Here is a 19,919-nt window from a genome sequence, read left to right as displayed (position 1 = left end):
TTTTACCGAGGTTTGATGTGAACGATAATTCAATGACCCCGCAGGAGCGCCGCGCCACCTGGGGATTGGGCACCGTATTCTCCCTGCGCATGCTCGGCATGTTTATGGTACTGCCGGTGCTGACCACCTACGGCATGGCGCTCAACGGCGCCAGCGAAGCGCTGATCGGCATCGCCATCGGCATTTACGGCCTGGCACAGGCGGTATTTCAGATCCCGTTCGGCCTGGTGTCCGATCGCATAGGCCGCAAGCCGCTGATCGTCGGCGGCCTACTGATCTTTGCCCTCGGCAGCGTGATCGCCGCCGTCACTGACTCTATCTGGGGCGTGATCCTCGGCCGCGCGTTGCAAGGCTCCGGCGCCATCGCCGCCGCGGTAATGGCGCTGCTCTCCGATCTGACCCGCGAGCAGAACCGCACCAAAGCGATGGCGTTCATCGGCGTCAGCTTCGGTATCACCTTCGCCATCGCCATGGTTCTGGGCCCCATCATCACCCATGCCTTGGGCCTGCATGCGTTGTTCTGGATGATCGCCGTGCTGGCGCTGGCCGGCATCGTCATCACTCTGGCAGTAGTACCTTCCGCCGACACCCATCTGCTGAACCGCGAGTCCAGCATCGTGCGCGGCAGCTTCCGCAAAGTGCTGAGCAACTCGCGCCTGCTGAAGCTCAACTTCGGCATCATGTGCCTGCATATCCTGCTGATGTCGAGCTTCGTGGCGCTGCCGCTAGCGATGGAGAAAGCCGGGCTGGCGGCCAGCGAGCACTGGATCGTCTACCTGGTCACCATGCTGGTGTCGTTCGCCGCCGTGGTGCCGTTCATCATCTATGCCGAAAAATATCGCCGCATGAAGCAGGTCTTTATGGGCTGCGTGGCGGTGCTGTTCTGCGCCGAAGTGCTGCTGTGGCTCTCCGGCGCACACCTGTGGGGCATCATCGCCGGCGTGCAGCTGTTCTTCATGGCCTTCAACGTGATGGAGGCCATTCTGCCTTCGCTGATCAGCAAAGAATCGCCGGCCGGCTACAAGGGCACCGCGATGGGGGTCTACTCCACCAGCCAGTTTATCGGCGTGGCGATCGGCGGCAGCCTCGGCGGCTGGCTGTACGGTTTGCAGGGGGCGGGCTTGGTGTTTATCGCCGGCGCCGTGCTGGCCGCCGTCTGGTTCCTGGTCAGCAGCACCATGAAAGAGCCGCCGTATGTCAGCAGCCTGCGCATTACGCTGTCGGAACTGGCGGTGAAGGATTCAGCGCTGGAAAGCCGCCTGAAGGCGCAGCCCGGCGTGGCCGAGGCGATCGTCGTGCCGGAAGAGCGCAGCGCCTACGTCAAGGTGGATACTAAGCAGACCAATCGCGGTCAGCTGGAAGCGCTGGTCAATTCGCTGTAAAGAATCAGGGCCGGCAATGCCGGCCCCGTAGAGATTAATCGCGGAAGTTCTTGAACTGGAACGGCTGCCCCAGATCGCCGCCGCGCACCAGTGCCATCACGCTCTGCAAATCGTCGCGTGACTTGCCGGTCACCCGTACTTCTTCACCCTGGATCTGCGCCTGCACCTTCAGCTTGCTGTCTTTGATCAGCTTGACGATTTTCTTCGCCACAGAGGTTTCAATCCCCTGCTTCAGCTTGGCTTCCACGCTGTAGGTTTTGCCGCTGTGGGTAAACTCTTCCGGGATCTCCAGCGCAGCGCCGTCGATGCTGCGCTTGCTCAGCTTTTCGCGCAGAATGTCGAGCAACTGCTGCACCTGGAAATCAGACTCGGTGGCAACCTTGATGCTTTGGTCTTTCTCGTTTAGCTCAAAGCTGGCCGGCACGTTGCGAAAATCCCAGCGGGTACCGAGATCGCGGGTAGCGTTCTCAACGGCGTTACGCACTTCCTGCATATCAATTTCGGAAACGATGTCGAAAGATGGCATACTTCTTCCTCCTGAATGAGTGCCTAATAGCTTAGGCGATTTTGATGCCGAGCATGATAACCGCTTTGCCGCCTCAGACAAAATCTGCTGAACGCACGCAGGGATAGCGCTTCGGGCTGCCATAAAGCCTATAGTTAATTCACGGTAATTGAGCGGTATTCCCGTGTTTCCAAGGAGACTGAATGAAAATAACCATTCTTGGTTGCGGCGCGCTCGGACAACTGTGGCTCTCCCGGCTGTATCAGCAGGGCCACGATGTACAGGGATGGCTAAGAGTGCCACAGCCTTTTTGCGCAGTGAACGTGATAGAGCCGGAAGGCGTCTCGTTCAATCGCAATTTGCCCACCAACGATCCGGAGCATCTTGCGCAAAGCGAGCTGCTGCTGGTGACGCTAAAAGCCTGGCAGGTGTCCAGCGCGGTCAGCACGCTGCTGCCGAAGCTGAACCCCCAGTGTGCTATTTTGCTGCTGCACAACGGTATGGGCACCCAGGAAGAGCTGCCGCCGAACGGCCAGCCCATCCTGCAGGGCACCACCACCCACGCTGCGCGCCACGAAGGCAGCACCATTATCCACGTCGCCACCGGCATCACCCACATCGGCCCAACCTCGCCGGCCGCCCAACACCTCAGCCACCTGGCGGAAGTGCTGCATCAGGCGCTGCCTGACGTCGCCTGGCACAACAATATCGCCTCGGCCAACTGGCGCAAGCTGGCGGTCAACTGCGTGATCAACCCGCTGACGGCGCTGTACGGCTGCCGCAACGGCGACCTGCAGCGTTACCCGGAACAGATCGAAACGCTGTGCCGTGAAGTCGCTAGCGTGATGGCGATGGAGGGCTACCACACCTCCTGTGAAGGCCTGATGCAATACGTGATGGACGTGATCCACAGCACCGCCGACAACATTTCGTCGATGCTGCAGGACATCCGCAGCCAGCGGCACACCGAGATCGACTACATCACCGGTTACCTGCTGCGCCGCGCGCGCAGCCACGGCCTCACGCTGCCGGAGAATGCGCGGCTGTTTGAATTGATTAAACGAAAGGAAAATGAATATGAGCGTATCGGCGCTGGTCTGCCTGGCACCTGGTAGCGAAGAAACCGAAGCCGTCACCACCATCGACCTGCTGGTGCGGGCGGGCGTAAAAGTCACTACCGCCAGCGTTGCCGGCGACGGCGAGCTGACTATCGTCTGTTCGCGCGGCGTCAAGCTGCTGGCCGACGCGCCGCTGGTGGCGATCGTCGATGAGCCGTTCGACGCCATCGTGCTGCCCGGCGGCCTGAAAGGCGCGGAATGCTTCCGCGACAGCCCGCTGCTGGTGGAGAAGGTGCGGCAAATGCATCTGCAGGGCAACATCGTCGCCGCCATCTGCGCGGCGCCGGCGCTGGTGCTGCAACACCACGATCTGTTCCCGATCGGCAACATGACCGGCTTCCCGGGCCTGAAAGACCAGATACCGGCGGATAAATGGATGGAGCGCCGCGTGGTGTACGATGCCCGCGTCAACCTGCTCACCAGCCAGGGGCCGGGCACCGCGATGGAGTTCGCGCTGAAGCTGATAGACCTGCTGCTTGGTAAAGCCAAGGCGGCGGAGATCGCCGCGCAGCTGGTGCTGATCCCGGGGATGTACGACTTCCGCGACTGAGCGGCTTGCCGATAAAAAAAGGGCTGAACATCGGTTCAGCCCTTCTCGTTGATGCCGCTCCGTGCGTTACGGGCGATAAACCTTCACGTTGTTGAAGCCCTGCTCCAACAGGTACAGCGCCTGCAGGCGGCTCATCACGCCGCGCTCGCAGTACAGCAGGTAGGTTTTGCTCTGGTCCAGATTACCAAACTGGGTGCTCAGCTTGTAGAACGGCAGCGCTTTCACTTCAACCTGCTCCAGCTGCAGCGGTTTCTCTTCCTGCTCGTCGTTGGAGCGGATATCCAGGATCACCTCGTCGGCGCCGAAGGCCGCGACGGTTTCCACCTCGGTCACCTGTTCCTGCGTCTGTTCGGCGATAGAGCGGATATCAACGTTCTTCGCCTCGCTCACCACGCGGTCAAGAATGCTGAAATCGAAGTGGCTCTCTTCCTCTTCGATCTTGGCCTTGACGGCTTTTACCGTCGGGCTCTTCGAAATCACACCGCAATATTCCGGCATGGTTTTGGCGAAGTCTTCAGTGCCGATTTCGCGCGCCAGCTTGATGATGTGCTCTTTATCGTGCGAGATCAGCGGACGCAGGATCAAGGTATCGGACGCATTGTCGATCAAGCGCAGGTTGGTCAGCGTCTGGCTGGAGACCTGCCCCAGCGCCTCACCGGTCACCAGCGCCTGCACGCCGTAGCGTTCGGCCACTTGCGAAGCGGCGCGCACCATCATGCGCTTGAGCACCACGCCCATCTGGCCATCGTCGACCTTCTCCAGGATCTCGCCCACCACCGGTTCGAAGTCGATAGCGACGAAGCGCACCTTGTGCGAACTGGCGAAGCGATTCCAGAGATAATGTGCCACCTGCTTCACGCCGATCTCGTGCGCAGCGCCGCCCAGGTTGAAGAAGCAGAAGTGCACGCGGCAACCGCGACGCATCAACATATAGCTGGAGACGCCCGAGTCGAAACCGCCGGAAATCAACGACAGTACGTCTTCCTGGGTGCCGACCGGGTAACCACCGATGCCTTCGAGGCGGCGTTTGACCAGCATCAGCTTGTCGTCTTCAATCTCCAGATTTACCGTGACCTGCGGGCGGCTAAGGTTAACGCGCGCGCTCTCGATATGCTGGTTCAGGCCGCCGCCGACGTAGCGCTCTACGTCCTGCGAATTGAACGCCTGCTTGCCGCGGCGCTTGACGCGCACGCAGAAGGTTTTGCCTTCCAACTGGGCGCGGTAGGCTTCCAGCGTCTGCTCGAAGATGTGGTGGATGTCGGTATAAGCGCGGTCTTCCACTTCCAAAATATGGTGGATGCCGGGAATGCGCGTCAGGGCGTCGGCGATGATCGGCCGCTGGTTTTCATCTTTGGCGCGAACTTCGATATGATCCCAGTGACGGACGACCGCCAGCGTTTCATCATACTGCTTCAGGACGTTGCGAATATTGGTCGAGAGAATCTTGATAAAGCGCAAGCGCACAGATTGGCTCTTGATGGTGATTTCCGGGAACAATTTAATGATAAACTTCATGGCGGTCTTTGTTGTCAGATAAGAATTACGGCGCGGAGTATATCACCATATCGCCGTGCTCTGCGCACAAAACCACACATGAGCGCCATGATTTGCTAATCAAGATCCGCTAGGATAGGCTCTGGCGCCACGGTTCACATGATGACGTAAAAAGAAAATTATGCCGAAAAAACCAGCACAATCAGCCAGTACAGAGCAAACTGCCAGCTTTGAAAGCGCCCTCGGCGAGCTGGAAAGCATCGTGACGCGTCTGGAGTCAGGCGAATTGCCGCTGGAAGACGCGCTGAACGAGTTCGAACGTGGCGTACAGCTGGCGCGTCAAGGCCAGCAGAAACTGCAACAGGCGGAACAGCGTGTGCAGATACTCCTTAACGACAGCGCCGACGATGCGGCGCTGACGCCTTTTACACCGGATACCGAGTAACCGACATGTCTGAGATCGCCCCATCGGCCGCTTTTGCCGATCAAATGCAGATTTTCCGCCAGCGTGCCGATCGCGCGCTGTTGGACTTCATCGCCCCGCTGCCGTTCAACGACGGCAACATGGTGGCGGCGATGCGTCACGGCGCCTTGCTGGGCGGCAAGCGCCTGCGGCCATTCCTGGTCTACACCACCGGCCAGATGTTCGGCGTGTCGCTGAGCAACCTGGATGCGCCGGCGGCAGCGGTAGAATGCATTCATGCCTACTCGCTGATCCACGACGATCTGCCGGCGATGGACGACGACGATCTGCGCCGCGGCCAGCCGACCTGCCACATTAAATTCGGCGAAGCCAACGCGATCCTGGCCGGCGATGCGCTGCAAACGCTGGCGTTTTCGATCCTGGCCGATGCCGAAATGCCTGACGTGGCGTTGCGCGATCGGCTAGCGATGGTCTCCGAACTGGCGACCGCCAGCGGCGTAGCCGGCATGTGCGGCGGCCAATCGCTGGATCTGGAAGCCGAAGGCAAGCGCGTCGATCTGCAGGCGCTAGAGCAGATCCACCGCCACAAAACCGGCGCGCTGATCCGCGCGGCGGTGCGCTTGGGCGCGCTGAGCGCCGGCGAAGCCGGGCGAGCGGCGCTGCCGCAGCTGGATCGTTACGCCGCCGCGGTCGGCCTGGCGTTCCAGGTTCAGGATGACATTTTGGACGTTGTCGGCGAGACTGAGAAAATCGGCAAGCGCCAGGGAGCGGACCAACAACACGGAAAGAGTACCTACCCGGCGTTACTCGGGCTTGACAGCGCGAAAGCAAAAGCGTGGGATCTCTATCAGGAAGCATTAGCTGCATTGGACACTTTGGCAGCGCAATCTTATAACACAGCGCCATTGCGAGCGTTAGCCAGCTTCATTATTGAACGCGACAATTAACGTGTGACGTTAACTCCTCTGATATGAGTATCGAATGAGTCTTGATATAGCCAAATACCCAACCCTGGCGCTAGCGGAAAACCCCGAGGAACTCCGCTCGCTGCCCAAAGAGAGCTTGCCGAAGCTGTGCGATGAGCTGCGGCAATACCTGCTGAACAGCGTCAGTCGTTCCAGCGGCCACTTTGCCTCCGGGCTGGGTACCGTCGAACTGACGGTGGCGTTGCATTTCGTCTACAACACGCCGTTCGATCATCTGGTGTGGGACGTCGGCCACCAGGCCTACCCGCACAAAATTCTGACCGGTCGTCGCGACCGCATCGCCACCATTCGGCAAAAGAACGGCCTGCATCCGTTCCCGTGGCGCGCCGAAAGCGAATACGACGTGCTGTCGGTCGGCCACTCATCGACCTCGATCAGCGCCGGCCTCGGCATGGCGGTGGCGGCAGAGCGTGAAGGCAAAGGCCGCCGCACGGTGTGTGTGATCGGCGACGGCGCCATTACCGCCGGCATGGCGTTCGAAGCGATGAACCACGCCGGCGACATCAATCCGGACATGCTGGTGGTGCTGAACGACAACGAGATGTCGATCTCGGAAAACGTCGGCGCGCTGAACAATCACCTGGCGCAGCTGCTGTCCGGCAAGCTTTACTCCACCCTGCGCGAAGGCGGCAAGAAAGTGCTGGCCGGCGTGCCGCCGATCAAGGAGCTGGTGAAACGCACCGAAGAGCACCTGAAAGGCATGGTGGTGCCGGGTACGCTGTTCGAAGAGCTGGGCTTCAACTACATCGGCCCGGTAGACGGGCACGACGTACAGGGCCTGGTCGCCACGTTGAAAAACATGCGCGATCTGAAAGGCCCACAGCTGTTGCACATCATGACCAAGAAAGGCCGTGGTTACGCGCCGGCGGAGAAGGATCCGATCAGCTTCCACGCGGTGCCGAAGTTCGATCCCGCCAGCGGCACGCTGCCGAAAAGCGCCGGAGGTCTGCCGACCTATTCGAAAATCTTCGGCGACTGGCTGTGTGAAACCGCCGCCAAAGACAGCTCGCTGATGGCGATCACGCCGGCGATGCGCGAAGGCTCCGGCATGGTGCAGTTCTCTCGCGACTACCCGCAGCAATATTTCGACGTGGCGATCGCCGAGCAGCACGCGGTCACTTTCGCCGCCGGGCTGGCGATCGGCGGCTACAAGCCGGTGGTGGCGATCTATTCCACCTTCCTGCAACGCGCCTACGATCAGCTGATCCATGATGTGGCGATCCAAAACCTGCCGGTGATGTTCGCCATCGATCGCGGCGGCATCGTCGGCGCCGACGGCCAGACCCATCAGGGGGCGTTCGATCTGTCGTTCATGCGCTGCATCCCGACCATGGTGATCATGACGCCAAGCGACGAGAACGAATGCCGGCAGATGCTGTATACCGGCTATCACTATAACGATGGCCCGAGCGCCGTGCGCTATCCGCGCGGCACCGGCACCGGCGCTGCGCTGGAGCCGCTCAGCCTGCTGCCGATCGGCAAAGGCGTGGTGCGCCGTCAGGGGGAAAAGATCGCCATTCTCAACTTCGGCACCCTGCTGCCGGAGGCCGCGCAAGCGGCGGAAGCGCTCAACGCCACGCTGGTCGACATGCGCTTCGTCAAACCGCTGGACGAGCAGTTGGTGCTCGAACTGGCCGCCAGCCATGAAACGCTGGTCACGCTGGAAGAGAACGCGATCATGGGCGGCGCCGGTAGCGGCGTTAACGAACTGCTGATGGCCAAACGCCGCCCGGTGCCGGTGCTGAACCTCGGCCTGCCGGACAGCTTCGTCTCGCAGGGCAGCCAGGAAGAGCTGCGTGCCGATCTGGGGTTGGACGCCGCCGGTATTCAGCGCCAAATCGAAACCTGGCTGGCGCAGTAATCAGCCCCCGCGCCTGAAAAAACGCCTCCGCCCTCGGGGGCGTTTTCGTTTCCGCCCTTCGGGATCCGCGCTACAGTTACTGTCTGAGCTGTGAATGGGAGGCAAGCATGAAGTACCTAAAACTGGGCAACACCGATCTGAACGTCTCGCGCATCTGCCTGGGTTGCATGACCTACGGCGAACCGAACCGCGGCAATCACGCCTGGACGCTGCCTGAAGAGAGTAGCCGTCCGCTGCTGAAACAGGCGCTGGAAGCCGGCATCAACTTTTTCGACACCGCCAACAGCTATTCCGACGGCAGCAGCGAGGAGATCCTCGGCCGGGCGCTGCGCGACTATGCGCGCCGCGAGGAGGTGGTGATCGCCACCAAGGTGTATTTCCCGCTGAGCAACCTGGAGCGCGGTTTGTCGCGCGCCAAGATCATGCAATCCATCGACGACAGCCTGCGGCGTCTGGGCACCGACTATGTCGATTTGCTGCAAATCCATCGCTGGGATTACGAAACGCCGCTGGAAGAGACGCTGGAAGCGCTGCACGACGTGGTGAAAGCCGGTAAGGCGCGATACATCGGCGCCTCCTCGATGTACGCCTGGCAGTTCGCCAAAGCGCTGTATACCGCCGATCTGCACGGCTGGACGCGCTTCGTCAGCATGCAGGATCAATACAACCTGATCCAGCGCGAAGAAGAGCGCGAGATGCACCCGCTGTGCGCCGCCGAAGGCATCGCCGTGCTGCCGTGGAGCCCGCTGGCGCGCGGCCGCCTGACCCGCCCCTGGGGCGAAACCACCGCGCGGCTGGTTTCCGACCAGTTCGGCAAGAGCCTGTACGAGGAAACCGAAGGCATTGACGCCATTATCGCCGAGCGCGTCGCCAGCCTCGCCGAGGAACGCGGCGTGTCACGCGCGCAGATCGCGCTGGCCTGGCTGCTGAACAAGCCGGCGGTCAGCGCACCGATCGTCGGCGCTTCGCGCAGCGAACAGCTGGACGACGCCATCGCCGCAGTCGATTTGAGTTTGTCGCCGCAAGAGGTGGCGGAACTGGAGACGGCTTACGTGCCGCACCGGGTGACAGGGTTTGAATAAAGAGAAGCGGGCGCGAAACAGCGCGCCCGTCTGTCAGAACAGCCCGATCGGCCAGTGGTGCCCAATCAGGTAGATGATGCCGGCGGACAGCACGCCGGCGATGATATCGTCGACCATAATACCCATGCCGCCATGCACGTTGCGGTCGAACCAGCGGATCGGCCACGGCTTCCACATATCCAGAATGCGGAAGATGACGAAACCGGCGGCGACCCAGCGCCAATCGTTGACCGGCAACGCCATCAGCGTGATCCACATGCCGACGAACTCGTCCCAGACGATGCTGCCGTGATCGTGCACCTTCATGTCTTTTGCCGTGCGATGGCAAATATAGACACCGATGCAAATGCTGAACATCACCGCCAGCGAGTAAAGCTGCCACGGCAGTTGGATCAGCAGCAGCCAGAACGGGATCGCCGCCAGCGATCCCATGGTGCCCGGCATCACCGGCGACAAACCGCTGCCAAAACCGGTGGCCAGCAGGTGCCACGGATTGCTCATCCGCAGCCGGCGCTTGGCTTCATCCATCGGTGCCCGGCTCCGCGTTGAAATGATCGAAACCGGCCCAGTCCAGCTCTACCGCCTCATCGTCGCGATAATAGCGAATACCTTCAGACAGCGGGCCAATTTGGCCGATACAGGTGTAGTCGGCTCCGAGGTGGCTCAGCGCCACTTCCAGCGCACCGCGGTTGATCTCCGGCACGGTGAAGCACAGCTCATAATCTTCGCCGCCCGCCAGCGCCCAACGCAGCGCCTGCTCGGCATCGGCGTGGCTGCTCAGCGCCTGCGACATCGGCAGCTCGTCCAGTACGATGCGTGCGCCACAGTCGCTGGCCTTCAGGATATGCTTCAGATCGGAAATCAGGCCATCGGAGATGTCGATCGCCGAGCTGGCCAGATCGCGCAGCGCCTGCCCCTGCAACACCCGCGGCTGCGGCCGCAGATGACGAGCGACCAGATAATCGCGCGCCGCCGCATCCGTCACCGCCAGGCGATCCTGCAGGATCGCCAGACCGGCGGCGCTGTCGCCCAGCGTGCCGGTCACATAGATCCAGTCGCCGATGCGCGCGCCGCTGCGGGTCAGCGCCCGGCCGGCCGGGATCAGCCCCTGAATGGTCAACGTCATGCTCAGCGGGCCGCGCGTGGTATCGCCGCCAATCAGCTGCATGCCGTAATAGTTGAGCTGATCGAACAGGCTGTCGCTGAAGGCCTTCAGCCACGGCTCGTTCACCTCCGGCAGGGTCAGGGCCAGCGAGAGCCACGCAGGATCGGCGCCCATCGCCGCCAGATCGCTCAGATTGACCGCCAGCGCCTTGTAACCGAGATCGGCCGGATCGATGTCCGGCAGGAAGTGAATGCCCGCCACCAGTGTATCGGTACTGACGGCCACCAGCTGTTTTTCCGGCACTGCCAGCAGTGCGCAGTCATCTCCAATGCCCAACTGTACATCCCGGCGCACGCGCTTAAACCGGTCAAAATAGCGGGCAATGAGGTCAAATTCGCCGCATGCCATATCGATATTCCACTAGAAGAAATTAAGGCCGGGAATGCCGGCCTTAATGTTTTACTTTTTCTTGCGAAGGGTTGGCGCCACTTTATCCAGCACCCCGTTCACAAACTTGTGGCTGTCTTCCGCGCCGAAGGTTTTCGCCAGCTCGATCGCTTCGTTAATCGCCACCTTATAAGGGACATCCTCGCGCATTTTCAGTTCAAACAGCGCGACGCGCAGCACCGCGCGCTCCACCTGGCCCAGCTCTTCGAGCTGACGCGACAGGTAAGGCGCCATCAGTTCGTCCAGCATACCTGCATTCACTGCCGCGCCGGACAGCAACTCGCGAAAATAGGCGACGTCAACATCTTTGACATCCTGCTCCGTCAGGAACTGGTGTTCAACATCGGCAAGGTCGTTTTTAGACAACTGCCAAGAGTAAAGCGCTTGAACAGCGCACTCACGAGCGCGGCGACGAGCAGCAGGTTTCACGGAATTCCCCTTAACTAAATTCAGGCTTTAATAGCTTTGATAACATTAATCATTTCAAGTGCGGTCAGCGCGGCTTCAGCGCCCTTGTTGCCCGCTTTGGTGCCGGCGCGTTCGATCGCCTGTTCGATGCTTTCGGTGGTCAGCACGCCAAAGGCAACCGGGATTTCGGCATTCATCGCAACGTTGCCGATGCCGGAGCTGGCTTCGCCCGCTACATATTCGAAGTGCGCGGTGCCCCCACGGATAACGGTGCCCAGCGCGATAACCGCGTCGTATTTGCCGGTTTTGGCCAATACGCTCGCCGTCAGCGGCAGCTCGTAAGCGCCCGGGACCCAGACAACGGTGATGTTGTCGTCAGCAACCTGACCAATGCGTTTCAGCGCGTCGATGGCACCTTCCAGCAGGCTGTCGTTGATGAAATTGTTAAAACGTGCAATTGCGATCGCCACACGGGCATTTGGAGTAGCAACAACACCTTCGATAACTTTCATGGGCTTTCCTTAAAAATGGGTTCAATACCCCGCAGGGGGGCGGATTCTATCATATTCTTTCATCGCCTGCGCGGCGCTTTTGTAAAACCGGCGCGCGGGCGCGAGATTCAGTGTTTCGCCCGCAGGCGCAAACGCAGATCGGGGCCAACCTGACGCACGTCGCTAAAGACGAATTCCGGCGCGTCGGCCAGCCGTTCCAGGCCCGGCAGATGACACAGGCCACGGCCATTATCGCCCAACAGTTTCGGCGCGATGTACAAAATGAGCTCATCCACCAGGCCAGCCTGCAGCAGCGCACCGGCCAGCGTTGCGCCCGCCTCTACCCAGATTGAATTCACCTGGCGCTTGGCCAACAGCATCATCATCACCACCAGATCGATGCCGCCGCCGTGCGCCGGGCAGATAAACTGTTCGACCTCTTGCGGCCAGGCCTGTTCATCCGCCTGCAGGCGCGCCAGCCAGGTAGCGCCCGGCTGCTGCACCACGCGGTGCTGCGGGGTAATGCGATTTTGGCTGTCGAGCAGGATGCGCAGCGGCTGGCGCAGATTTTCGCGCGGATAGAGGCGCTGCGTCTCGGCGTCCAGCTCATCCCAACGCACCGTCAGCGACGGATCGTCCGCCAGCACGGTGGCGCTGGTGCTGAGAATGGCGGCGCTCTGCGCGCGCAGGCGCTGCACGTCCTGACGCGCTTCGGGTGAGGTGATCCACTGGCTTTCGCCGGAGGCCATCGCCGTGCGGCCGTCCAGCGACGCGCCCAGCTTCAGCTGCACATAGGGGAAACCGGTGCGCATGCGTTTGAGGAAGCCCAGGTTGACCGCTTCGGCCTCGGCCAGCATCAGGCCATGACGGACTTCGACGCCGGCCTGCTGCAGCTTGTACAGCCCGCGCCCCGCCACCTGCGGATTGGGATCTTGCATCGCCGCTACCACCCGCGTCACGCCGGCGGCCACCAGCGCATCGGCGCAGGGCGGCGTACGGCCGTGGTGACTGCACGGCTCGAGCGTCACGTAGGCGGTGGCGCCGCGCGCCTTGTCGCCCGCCATGCGCAGCGCGTGCACTTCCGCATGCGGCTCGCCGGCGCGCAGATGATAGCCTTCACCGACAATTTCGCCGTCGCGCACGATAACGCAGCCGACGTTCGGATTGGGCGCGGTGGTGAAACGCCCCAGCCGCGCCAGTTCGAAGGCGCGCGCCATGTAAAATTCGTCGTGATGCATGAAAGATCCTTTAGTCTTGCAGGCGGGCAATCTCTTCACCGAACTCGCGCACGTCTTCGAAGCTGCGGTACACCGACGCGAAGCGAATGTAGGCCACCTTATCCAGCTTTTTCAGCGCGTCCATCACCAGATTGCCGACTAACTTGGTCGGCACTTCGCGTTCGCCGGTGGCGCGCAGTTGGGATTTGATATGATTAAGGGCGTTTTCCACATCGTCCGAGCTGACCGGGCGCTTTTCCAGCGCTTTCAGCATGCCGCGACGCAGTTTGTCTTCGTTGAACGGCTCGCGCACCTCATCGCTTTTAATCACTCGCGGCATCACCAGCTCGGCCACCTCGAAGGTGGTGAAGCGTTCATTGCATACCAGACACTGGCGGCGGCGGCGCACTTGCGAACCGTCCCCCACCAGGCGGGAATCGATGACTTTGGTATCAACGGCGGCGCAGAAAGGGCAATGCATAACACGTCCTGATAAACGTTTTTTATAGATAAATGCAGTTTAACCCGAAGTGCAGCCACAACAAAGGGCGGCGGCCATTTGTTGCGACAGGCGGCGGGAAGGTGGCAGCGATATGACTTTCACCACTATGCGGACTAAGCTTGATAGCAGGAGACTCAGCATAGGAAATCGCCGTCATGACAACCTGTTACCCTAAAATCGCCCTGCTCGCCGCCGCCATTTTGCTGGCGGGCTGCGCGCACAACACCGCCGTGCCTCAGCTGCGCCATCAGGTCGCCGCGCTGAACCAGAAAGTGAGCGTACTGACCGACCAAACCACCGCACTGGAGCGGCAGAATTTGCTCAATCAGCACTCCGACAATGGCGTCTACCTGCTGCCGGCGGCTCGAAGCGCTGCCCGTTTGCAGAGCAGCATCGGCGAACTGAGCGTTTCGCTGAGCCACATCAAGAGCGAAGCCAACGGCACGCAGGCGCAGCTGCATGTGCGCATCCTCTCACAGGCTACGCTGCCGCCGTTCAACGCGGTGGTGGAATGGGGTCAACTGGATGAGGCCACCGGCCGGCCGCTGACCGCCGAAGCACTGTCGCAACCGATCGCCAGCGCCGACTCGCTGCTGCCGAAACCTGGTCAGGACTTCGAGCTACGCTTCAGCGGCCTGACGCCGGAACAGCTCGGCTATATCCGTCTGCACAGTCTGGTGGCCACCGCCCAACCGGCGGTGGTGCAGCAACGCTGAAACCCAAAGCAAAAAAAAGGAGCGCCATCGGCGCTCCTTCTCATTTCGCTGAATACTGCGGCGGTTAAGGCAGAATCGAAGGCTGATCCGCGCCCTCTTTTTCCACTTTTTGCTGCAGCATGTGCTCGCGTTTCATCCCCAGCTTCAACGCCAGCGCGGACGCGACGTAGATGGAGGAAACGGTACCGATCGACACGCCGATCAGCATCGCCAGCGAGAAGCCTTGCAGCATCGCGCCACCGAAGATGTACAGCATCAGCACCACCATCAGGGTAGTACCGGAAGTCATCAGCGTACGGCTCAGCGTCTGGGTCAACGACACGTTCATGATCTCGTAAGGCGTACCGCGGCGGATCTTGCGGAAGTTCTCACGAATACGGTCGGAGACCACGATGCTGTCGTTCAGCGAGTAACCGATAACCGACATCAGGGAAGCGACGATGGTCAGGTCAATCTCGATGTGGAACAGCGACAGCACGCCCAGCGTGATGATCACGTCGTGCGCCAGCGCGATAACCGCCCCCAGCGCCAGGCGCCATTCGAAGCGGAAACCGACGTAGATCAGGATACAGATCAACGCCACCAGCAGCGCCATGCCGCCGGTTTGCGCCAGCTCGCTGCCCACGCTCGGGCCGACGAACTCGATGCGCTTCACGGTGGCGTTTTTATCCACCGAGTCGTTGATCACGCCGATCACCTTGTTGCCCAGTTCCTGGCCTGCGGTGCCGGTCGCCGGTGGCATGCGCACCATCACGTCGCGACTGCTGCCGAAGTTCTGGATGATCGGATCCTGGAACCCGGCCTTCTCCAGCGTGTCGCGCATCAGGTCAAGGTTAGCCGGCTTCTCCAGGTTGATTTCAATCACCGTACCGCCGGTGAAATCCAGACCCCAGTTAAACCCGCGCACCGACATGGTGACGATCGACGCGACCAACAGCAGCAACGAGATGCCGAAGGCCAAATAGTCCCAGCGCATAAAGTCGTAGACTTTACGGCCGTAGTTGAGTTGCTCAACAGTATAATCCTGTGCCACAACGCACTCCTCAGATAGACAGCTTGTTAATGCGTTTGCCGCCGTAAAGCAGGTTGACGATGGCACGGGTACCGACAATCGCGGTGAACATGGACGTCGCCACACCGATCGCGGTGGTGATCGCAAAGCCTTTGATCGAACCGGTGCCCACTGCGTACAGGATGACCGCGGTGATCAGCGTGGTGATGTTGGCGTCGACGATACTGGAGAACGCGCCTTTATAGCCCTCATGGATTGCCTGCTGAACGGACCGGCCATTCTTCAGCTCTTCCTTGATACGTTCGTTAATCAGTACGTTGGCGTCGACCGCCACCGCCAGCGTCAACACGATCCCGGCAATGCCCGGCATGGTCAGCGTCGCCCCCGGCAACAGGGACATCACGCCGACGATCAGCACCAGGTTGGCGACCAGCGCCGTGGTGGCGATCACGCCGAACTTACGGTACCAGACCACCATGAAGACGATGGACGCCACCAGGCCCCACAGACAGGCTTCCAGACCTTGGGTAATGTTCTGCTGACCCAGGGTTGGACCGATGGTGCGCTCTTCAACGATCTGAATCGGCGCGATCAGCGCACCCGCACGCAACAGCAGCGAAAGCTGACGCGCTTCGTTCGGGTTGCCGATACCGGTGATGCGGAAGCTGTTGCCCAGACGCGACTGAATGTTCGCCACGTTGATCACTTCTTCCTGTTTCACCAGCACCGCACGGCCGTTGGCGTCTTTCTTACCGCTGTCCTTATACTCCACGAACAGGGTCGCCATCGGCTTGCCGATGTTGTCCTTGGTGAAGTTGGACATCGACGTGCCGCCGGCGCTATCCAGCGAGATGTTAACCTGCGGCTGGTTGTATTCGTCGGTGCTCGAGGTGGAGTCGGTGATGTGGTCACCGGTCAGGATCACGCGCTTGTACAGCACGATCGGCTGGCCGTCGCGGGTATATTTCACCTCGGAATCGCCCGGCACGCGGCCATTGGCCGCCGCGGTGGCGTCCGCATTGGTGTTCACCAGACGGAATTCGAGGGTCGCGGTGGCGCCCAGAATTTCTTTGGCGCGCGCGGTGTCCTGAATGCCCGGCAGCTCGACCACGATGCGGTCAGCGCCCTGGCGCTGCACCAGCGGTTCGGCGACGCCGAGCTGGTTGACGCGGTTACGCAGGATAGTGATGTTCTGCTGGACGGCGTATTCACGCGCTTCGCTCAGACGGGCGTCCGTCAGGTTCGCTTTCATGGTGTTGGCGCCGTTGGCGGACAGCACCAGATCGCGCTGACGCGGGCCGATGTAGCTGATGGCCTGGTCGCGAGCCGCATCGTCACGGAAGCGAACTTCCACGCCGTTGTTGTCCAGCTTGCGGATAGATGCGTAAGGAATGCCCTTCTCGCGCAGCTCGCTGCGCAGGGTATCCATGGTCTGTTCCTGCAGCTTGCTCAACGCGGTGTCCATGTCCACTTCCATCAGGAAGTGCACGCCGCCGCGCAGGTCCAGGCCGAGTTTCATCGGTTCTGCGCCCAGCATGGCCAGCCAGGTCGGCGTGGCCGGCGCCAGGTTCAGCGCCACGACGAATTTGTCACCCAGCTCGGTCACCAGCGCTTCGCGGGCGCGCAGCTGAACGTCAGGATCTTTAAAGCGAGCCAGGATAGCGCCATTTTCCAGCGCAATCGACTTGCTCGCGATGTTGTCTTTTTCTAATACGGTACGGACCTGGTCCAGCGTAGTTTCACTGGCGGCGACGCCGCGCGCGCCAGTGATTTGTACGGCCGGATCCTCACCGTAGATGTTGGGAAGCGCATAAAGCAGACCGACGAGGATCACGACGATCAACATCAGATACTTCCACAAAGGATAACGGTTTAGCACGGCAATTCCCTTCGGGAAAAAAGATTACAGGGCCTTCATGGTACCTTTCGGCAGAACGGCCGCCACGAAGTCACGCTTGATCATCACTTCCGTGGTGTCGTTCAGCGCGATGGCGATGATGCCGGTGTCGGCCACTTTGGTCACACGACCGATCAGGCCGCCGGTGGTCAGCACTTCGTCGCCTTTACCGATGGAGTCCATCAGCTTCTTGTGATCTTTCGCGCGTTTCTGCTGTGGGCGCAGGATCATGAAGTAGAAGATCAGGCCGAACACCACCAGCATAATGATCAGAGAGTACGGGCTTCCCTGAGCCGGAGCCCCTGCGGATGCGACGGCGTCAGAAATGAAAAAGCTCATTGAAATTCCCTCATTAAGTTATCAATTATTAGATCAAGCGTTTAAAGGCGGAATCGGCTTGCCGATCCGACCATAGAAATCCGCAACAAACTGCTCTAATTTACCCTCTTCGATAGCCTGGCGTAAACCCGCCATCAGGCGCTGGTAGTGACGCAGGTTATGAATTGTGTTCAGTCGAGCACCCAATATTTCGTTGCAACGGTCGAGATGGTGCAAGTAGGCGCGGCTGTAATGGCGACACGTGTAGCAATCACAGTCCTTATCCAGCGGAGAAGTATCATCCTTGTGCTTGGCATTACGGATTTTTACCACACCGTCAGTCACGAACAAATGGCCGTTGCGGGCGTTGCGGGTCGGCATGACGCAGTCGAACATGTCGATGCCGCGGCGCACGCCTTCCACCAAATCTTCCGGCTTGCCGACGCCCATCAAATAGCGTGGCTTATCTTCCGGAATTTGCGGGCAAACGTGTTCAAGAATGCGATGCATATCCTCTTTCGGCTCGCCTACAGCCAAGCCGCCCACAGCGTACCCGTCAAAGCCGATATCCACCAGCCCTTTGACGGAAACATCACGTAAATCTTCGTAAACGCCGCCCTGAATGATGCCGAACAGCGCATTTTTATTTTCCAGCTCGTCGAAACGCTGGCGGCTGCGCTGCGCCCAACGCAGCGACATTTCCATCGAACGCTTGGCGTAGTCCCAGTCGGCCGGGTACGGCGTACATTCATCGAAAATCATCACGATGTCGGAACCCAGGTCATACTGGATTTCCATCGATTTTTCCGGGCTCAGGAACACCTTGTCGCCGTTGATCGGGTTGCGGAAGTACACGCCTTCCTCTTTGATCTTGCGCATCGCCCCCAGGCTGAACACCTGAAAACCGCCGGAGTCGGTGAGGATCGGGCCCGGCCACTGCATGAAATCATGCAGATCGCCGTGCAGCTTCATGATCTCCTGGCCAGGGCGCAGCCACAGGTGGAAGGTGTTGCCCAGCAGGATCTGCGCGCCGGTTTCTTTCACTTCTTCCGGCGTCATGCCCTTGACCGTGCCGTAGGTGCCGACCGGCATAAAGGCCGGGGTTTCCACCACGCCGCGGTCGAAAATCAGGCGGCCGCGGCGTGCGCGGCCATCGGTAGTTTGTAGTTCGTACTTCACAAAGCCTCCAGCATCAGAGAAACAGTCTGATGTCGTTGAAACGGGGCCGCGCCGTGGGCGCAGCCCGGGAAATTAACCGCCGACGGACTCGTTTTCCGCCTGCGGATTACGGCTGATGAACATCGCATCGCCATAGCTGAAAAAGCGGTACTGCTCGGCCACCGCCTGCTGATAGGCGTTCATGGTATTTTTGTAGCCGGCGAAGGCCGACACCAGCATGATCAAGGTCGATTCCGGCAGGTGGAAATTGGTCACCAGCGCGTCGATCACCTGGTAGTGATAGCCCGGATAGATAAAGATGCTGGTGTCGCCGAAGAACGGCGCAATCAGCGCCTCTTTGCTGGCCGCAGCGGCGCTTTCCAGCGAACGCACCGAGGTGGTGCCCACCGCCACGACGCGCTTGCCGCGCGCTTTGCAGGCCAGTACCGCATCCACCACCTCCTGCGGCACTTCGGCGTATTCGGCGTGCATCACGTGATCTTCGATGGTTTCCACGCGCACCGGCTGGAAGGTGCCGGCGCCGACGTGCAGCGTCACGAACGCCATTTCCACGCCTTTGGCGCGCAGCGCCGCCAGCAGCGGTTCGTCGAAGTGCAGGCCGGCGGTCGGCGCGGCGACCGCGCCCGGTTTCTCGCTGTAGACCGTCTGATACAGCTCACGGTCGGCGTCTTCATCCGGGCGAGCGATATAAGGCGGCAGCGGCATGTGGCCGGCCGCGTTGAGAAGGGTGAATACATCGCGTTCGTCGTTGAAGCGCAGCTCGAACAGCGTCTCGTGGCGCGCCACCATGGTAGCGGCGATGCTCTCATCATCCCCCAACAGCAGCTCGGCGCCCGGCTTGGGCGCTTTCGACGCGCGCACGTGCGCCAGCACGCGATGGTCGTCCAGCACGCGCTCCACCAGCACTTCTATCTTGCCACCGCTGACCTTGCGGCCGAACATGCGCGCCGGGATCACGCGGGTATTGTTGAACACCAGCAGGTCGCCGGCTTCCAGCTTATTCAGCAGATCGGTGAATACGCCGTGCGTCAGCGCCCCGCTCGGCCCGTCCAGCTGCAGCAGGCGGCATGCGCTGCGCTCGGCCTGGGGATAGTGGGCAATCAGGGATTCGGGAAGTTCAAACGAAAAATCAGCGACGCGCATGGGTATTCACTTCTTCAATTTAAGGCTGGTTGGTAAAAAACAGGCGGCCTAGTCTAAAGCCGGGGGCGGTCAGCGGCAAGAA

At 60.6% G+C, this 19,919-nt stretch carries 21 protein-coding genes; 8 read left to right on the top strand and 13 right to left on the bottom strand.

Going from position 1 to position 19,919, the window contains the following annotated elements; genetic code table 11:
• Window positions 1–17 precede the first annotated feature (17 nt).
• Entirely contained in the window at window positions 18–1,382 is a 1,365-nt protein-coding gene (locus ACMGGW_RS03535) for an MFS transporter (protein WP_025301760.1), read from the top strand.
• A 34-nt stretch (window positions 1,383–1,416) separates the two neighbouring features.
• On the opposite strand, the gene ACMGGW_RS03530 is transcribed toward ACMGGW_RS03535, so the two are convergent.
• On the bottom strand, window positions 1,417–1,908 hold the full coding sequence (locus ACMGGW_RS03530) for a YajQ family cyclic di-GMP-binding protein (RefSeq protein WP_025301759.1): 492 nt from the start codon (window positions 1,906–1,908) through the stop codon (window positions 1,417–1,419).
• Window positions 1,909–2,090: 182 nt separating this feature from the next.
• Here ACMGGW_RS03530 and panE point away from each other — a divergent pair, with 182 nt between their 5' ends.
• The gene (gene panE, locus ACMGGW_RS03525; RefSeq protein WP_025301758.1) at window positions 2,091–3,002 is read left to right on the top strand and encodes a 2-dehydropantoate 2-reductase; all 912 of its coding nucleotides are present in this window, start codon (window positions 2,091–2,093) and stop codon (window positions 3,000–3,002) included.
• Window positions 2,965–3,555, top strand: a complete 591-nt coding sequence (gene yajL / locus ACMGGW_RS03520; RefSeq protein WP_043135643.1) for a protein deglycase YajL — start codon at window positions 2,965–2,967, stop codon at window positions 3,553–3,555. The genes panE and yajL overlap by 38 nt, the downstream gene beginning before the upstream one ends.
• Window positions 3,556–3,621: 66 nt before the next feature.
• Here yajL and thiI read toward each other — a convergent pair whose 3' ends face one another.
• Complete coding sequence (gene thiI / locus ACMGGW_RS03515; RefSeq protein ID WP_043135640.1) at window positions 3,622–5,070, bottom strand: tRNA uracil 4-sulfurtransferase ThiI; 1,449 nt, start codon at window positions 5,068–5,070, stop codon at window positions 3,622–3,624.
• Window positions 5,071–5,230: 160 nt separating this feature from the next.
• On the opposite strand from thiI, the gene xseB reads away from it, so the two are divergent.
• The 4 genes from xseB (at window position 5,231) to ACMGGW_RS03495 (ending at window position 9,402) form a co-directional block, all read left to right on the top strand.
• The gene (gene xseB / locus ACMGGW_RS03510) at window positions 5,231–5,494 is read left to right on the top strand and encodes an exodeoxyribonuclease VII small subunit (protein ID WP_025301755.1); all 264 of its coding nucleotides are present in this window, start codon (window positions 5,231–5,233) and stop codon (window positions 5,492–5,494) included.
• 5 nt (window positions 5,495–5,499) lie between these two features.
• The gene (gene ispA, locus ACMGGW_RS03505; RefSeq protein ID WP_043135638.1) at window positions 5,500–6,420 is read left to right on the top strand and encodes a (2E,6E)-farnesyl diphosphate synthase; all 921 of its coding nucleotides are present in this window, start codon (window positions 5,500–5,502) and stop codon (window positions 6,418–6,420) included.
• A gap of 34 nt (window positions 6,421–6,454) precedes the next feature.
• Entirely contained in the window at window positions 6,455–8,320 is a 1,866-nt protein-coding gene (gene dxs, locus ACMGGW_RS03500; protein ID WP_025301753.1) for a 1-deoxy-D-xylulose-5-phosphate synthase, read from the top strand.
• Window positions 8,321–8,427: 107 nt separating this feature from the next.
• Window positions 8,428–9,402, top strand: a complete 975-nt coding sequence (locus ACMGGW_RS03495; RefSeq protein WP_025301752.1) for an aldo/keto reductase — start codon at window positions 8,428–8,430, stop codon at window positions 9,400–9,402.
• A gap of 33 nt (window positions 9,403–9,435) precedes the next feature.
• Here the strand turns inward: ACMGGW_RS03495 and pgpA are convergent, their stop codons facing one another.
• The 6 genes from pgpA to nrdR all read right to left on the bottom strand — a co-directional run bounded on the left by pgpA (window position 9,436) and on the right by nrdR (window position 13,551).
• Entirely contained in the window at window positions 9,436–9,930 is a 495-nt protein-coding gene (pgpA, locus tag ACMGGW_RS03490; protein ID WP_004940382.1) for a phosphatidylglycerophosphatase A, read from the bottom strand.
• Complete coding sequence (thiL, locus tag ACMGGW_RS03485) at window positions 9,923–10,915, bottom strand: thiamine-phosphate kinase (protein WP_043135634.1); 993 nt, start codon at window positions 10,913–10,915, stop codon at window positions 9,923–9,925. The genes pgpA and thiL overlap by 8 nt, the downstream gene beginning before the upstream one ends.
• Before the next feature lie 51 nt (window positions 10,916–10,966).
• Entirely contained in the window at window positions 10,967–11,383 is a 417-nt protein-coding gene (gene nusB, locus ACMGGW_RS03480; protein ID WP_004940384.1) for a transcription antitermination factor NusB, read from the bottom strand.
• A gap of 20 nt (window positions 11,384–11,403) precedes the next feature.
• Window positions 11,404–11,874: a 6,7-dimethyl-8-ribityllumazine synthase gene (gene ribE, locus ACMGGW_RS03475; RefSeq protein ID WP_004940385.1), complete on the bottom strand. Its 471-nt coding sequence runs from the start codon at window positions 11,872–11,874 to the stop codon at window positions 11,404–11,406.
• Between the two features lie 107 nt (window positions 11,875–11,981).
• Window positions 11,982–13,091, bottom strand: a complete 1,110-nt coding sequence (gene ribD, locus ACMGGW_RS03470) for a bifunctional diaminohydroxyphosphoribosylaminopyrimidine deaminase/5-amino-6-(5-phosphoribosylamino)uracil reductase RibD (protein ID WP_025301750.1) — start codon at window positions 13,089–13,091, stop codon at window positions 11,982–11,984.
• Between the two features lie 10 nt (window positions 13,092–13,101).
• Entirely contained in the window at window positions 13,102–13,551 is a 450-nt protein-coding gene (gene nrdR, locus ACMGGW_RS03465; protein WP_004940387.1) for a transcriptional regulator NrdR, read from the bottom strand.
• 176 nt (window positions 13,552–13,727) lie between these two features.
• On the opposite strand from nrdR, the gene ACMGGW_RS03460 reads away from it, so the two are divergent.
• Window positions 13,728–14,288 carry a DUF3251 domain-containing protein gene (locus ACMGGW_RS03460; protein ID WP_025301749.1) on the top strand — a complete coding sequence of 187 codons (561 nt, stop codon included), beginning with the start codon at window positions 13,728–13,730 and terminating at the stop codon, window positions 14,286–14,288.
• A 64-nt stretch (window positions 14,289–14,352) separates the two neighbouring features.
• Here the strand turns inward: ACMGGW_RS03460 and secF are convergent, their stop codons facing one another.
• The 5 genes from secF to queA form a co-directional block, all read right to left on the bottom strand.
• Window positions 14,353–15,321, bottom strand: coding sequence for a protein translocase subunit SecF (gene secF, locus ACMGGW_RS03455; protein ID WP_004940389.1), 969 nt, complete (start codon window positions 15,319–15,321; stop codon window positions 14,353–14,355).
• Between the two features lie 10 nt (window positions 15,322–15,331).
• Window positions 15,332–17,179: a protein translocase subunit SecD gene (gene secD, locus ACMGGW_RS03450; RefSeq protein WP_004940390.1), complete on the bottom strand. Its 1,848-nt coding sequence runs from the start codon at window positions 17,177–17,179 to the stop codon at window positions 15,332–15,334.
• Window positions 17,180–17,203: 24 nt separating this feature from the next.
• Window positions 17,204–17,536 (bottom strand): preprotein translocase subunit YajC, encoded by a 333-nt coding sequence (gene yajC, locus ACMGGW_RS03445; RefSeq protein WP_004940391.1) that lies wholly within the window; start codon window positions 17,534–17,536, stop codon window positions 17,204–17,206.
• Between the two features lie 33 nt (window positions 17,537–17,569).
• Window positions 17,570–18,694: a tRNA guanosine(34) transglycosylase Tgt gene (gene tgt / locus ACMGGW_RS03440; RefSeq protein ID WP_016928877.1), complete on the bottom strand. Its 1,125-nt coding sequence runs from the start codon at window positions 18,692–18,694 to the stop codon at window positions 17,570–17,572.
• 72 nt (window positions 18,695–18,766) lie between these two features.
• Window positions 18,767–19,837: a tRNA preQ1(34) S-adenosylmethionine ribosyltransferase-isomerase QueA gene (gene queA / locus ACMGGW_RS03435; RefSeq protein ID WP_089180598.1), complete on the bottom strand. Its 1,071-nt coding sequence runs from the start codon at window positions 19,835–19,837 to the stop codon at window positions 18,767–18,769.
• Between the last annotated feature and the right edge of the window lie 82 nt (window positions 19,838–19,919).

Source organism: Serratia sp. BNK-4 (genome assembly GCF_048685115.1).
Lineage (GTDB): Bacteria > Pseudomonadota > Gammaproteobacteria > Enterobacterales > Enterobacteriaceae > Serratia > Serratia bockelmannii.
The sequence above is the reverse complement of the archived record's forward strand: the minus strand, read 5'-3'. Positions and strand labels throughout refer to the sequence as shown.

Bases quoted from the DNA above. Each gene is read 5' to 3' on its own strand.
- ACMGGW_RS03530 (WP_025301759.1), bottom strand. From the start codon at position 1,908: ATGCCATCTTTCGACATCGTTTCCGAAATTGATATGCAGGAAGTGCGT.
- panE (WP_025301758.1), top strand. From the start codon at position 2,091: ATGAAAATAACCATTCTTGGTTGCGGCGCGCTCGGACAACTGTGGCTC.
- yajL (WP_043135643.1), top strand. From the start codon at position 2,965: ATGAGCGTATCGGCGCTGGTCTGCCTGGCACCTGGTAGCGAAGAAACC.
- thiI (WP_043135640.1), bottom strand. From the start codon at position 5,070: ATGAAGTTTATCATTAAATTGTTCCCGGAAATCACCATCAAGAGCCAA.
- xseB (WP_025301755.1), top strand. From the start codon at position 5,231: ATGCCGAAAAAACCAGCACAATCAGCCAGTACAGAGCAAACTGCCAGC.
- ispA (WP_043135638.1), top strand. From the start codon at position 5,500: ATGTCTGAGATCGCCCCATCGGCCGCTTTTGCCGATCAAATGCAGATT.
- dxs (WP_025301753.1), top strand. From the start codon at position 6,455: ATGAGTCTTGATATAGCCAAATACCCAACCCTGGCGCTAGCGGAAAAC.
- ACMGGW_RS03495 (WP_025301752.1), top strand. From the start codon at position 8,428: ATGAAGTACCTAAAACTGGGCAACACCGATCTGAACGTCTCGCGCATC.
- pgpA (WP_004940382.1), bottom strand. From the start codon at position 9,930: ATGGATGAAGCCAAGCGCCGGCTGCGGATGAGCAATCCGTGGCACCTG.
- thiL (WP_043135634.1), bottom strand. From the start codon at position 10,915: ATGGCATGCGGCGAATTTGACCTCATTGCCCGCTATTTTGACCGGTTT.
- ribE (WP_004940385.1), bottom strand. From the start codon at position 11,874: ATGAAAGTTATCGAAGGTGTTGTTGCTACTCCAAATGCCCGTGTGGCG.
- ribD (WP_025301750.1), bottom strand. From the start codon at position 13,091: ATGCATCACGACGAATTTTACATGGCGCGCGCCTTCGAACTGGCGCGG.
- nrdR (WP_004940387.1), bottom strand. From the start codon at position 13,551: ATGCATTGCCCTTTCTGCGCCGCCGTTGATACCAAAGTCATCGATTCC.
- ACMGGW_RS03460 (WP_025301749.1), top strand. From the start codon at position 13,728: ATGACAACCTGTTACCCTAAAATCGCCCTGCTCGCCGCCGCCATTTTG.
- yajC (WP_004940391.1), bottom strand. From the start codon at position 17,536: ATGAGCTTTTTCATTTCTGACGCCGTCGCATCCGCAGGGGCTCCGGCT.
- queA (WP_089180598.1), bottom strand. From the start codon at position 19,837: ATGCGCGTCGCTGATTTTTCGTTTGAACTTCCCGAATCCCTGATTGCC.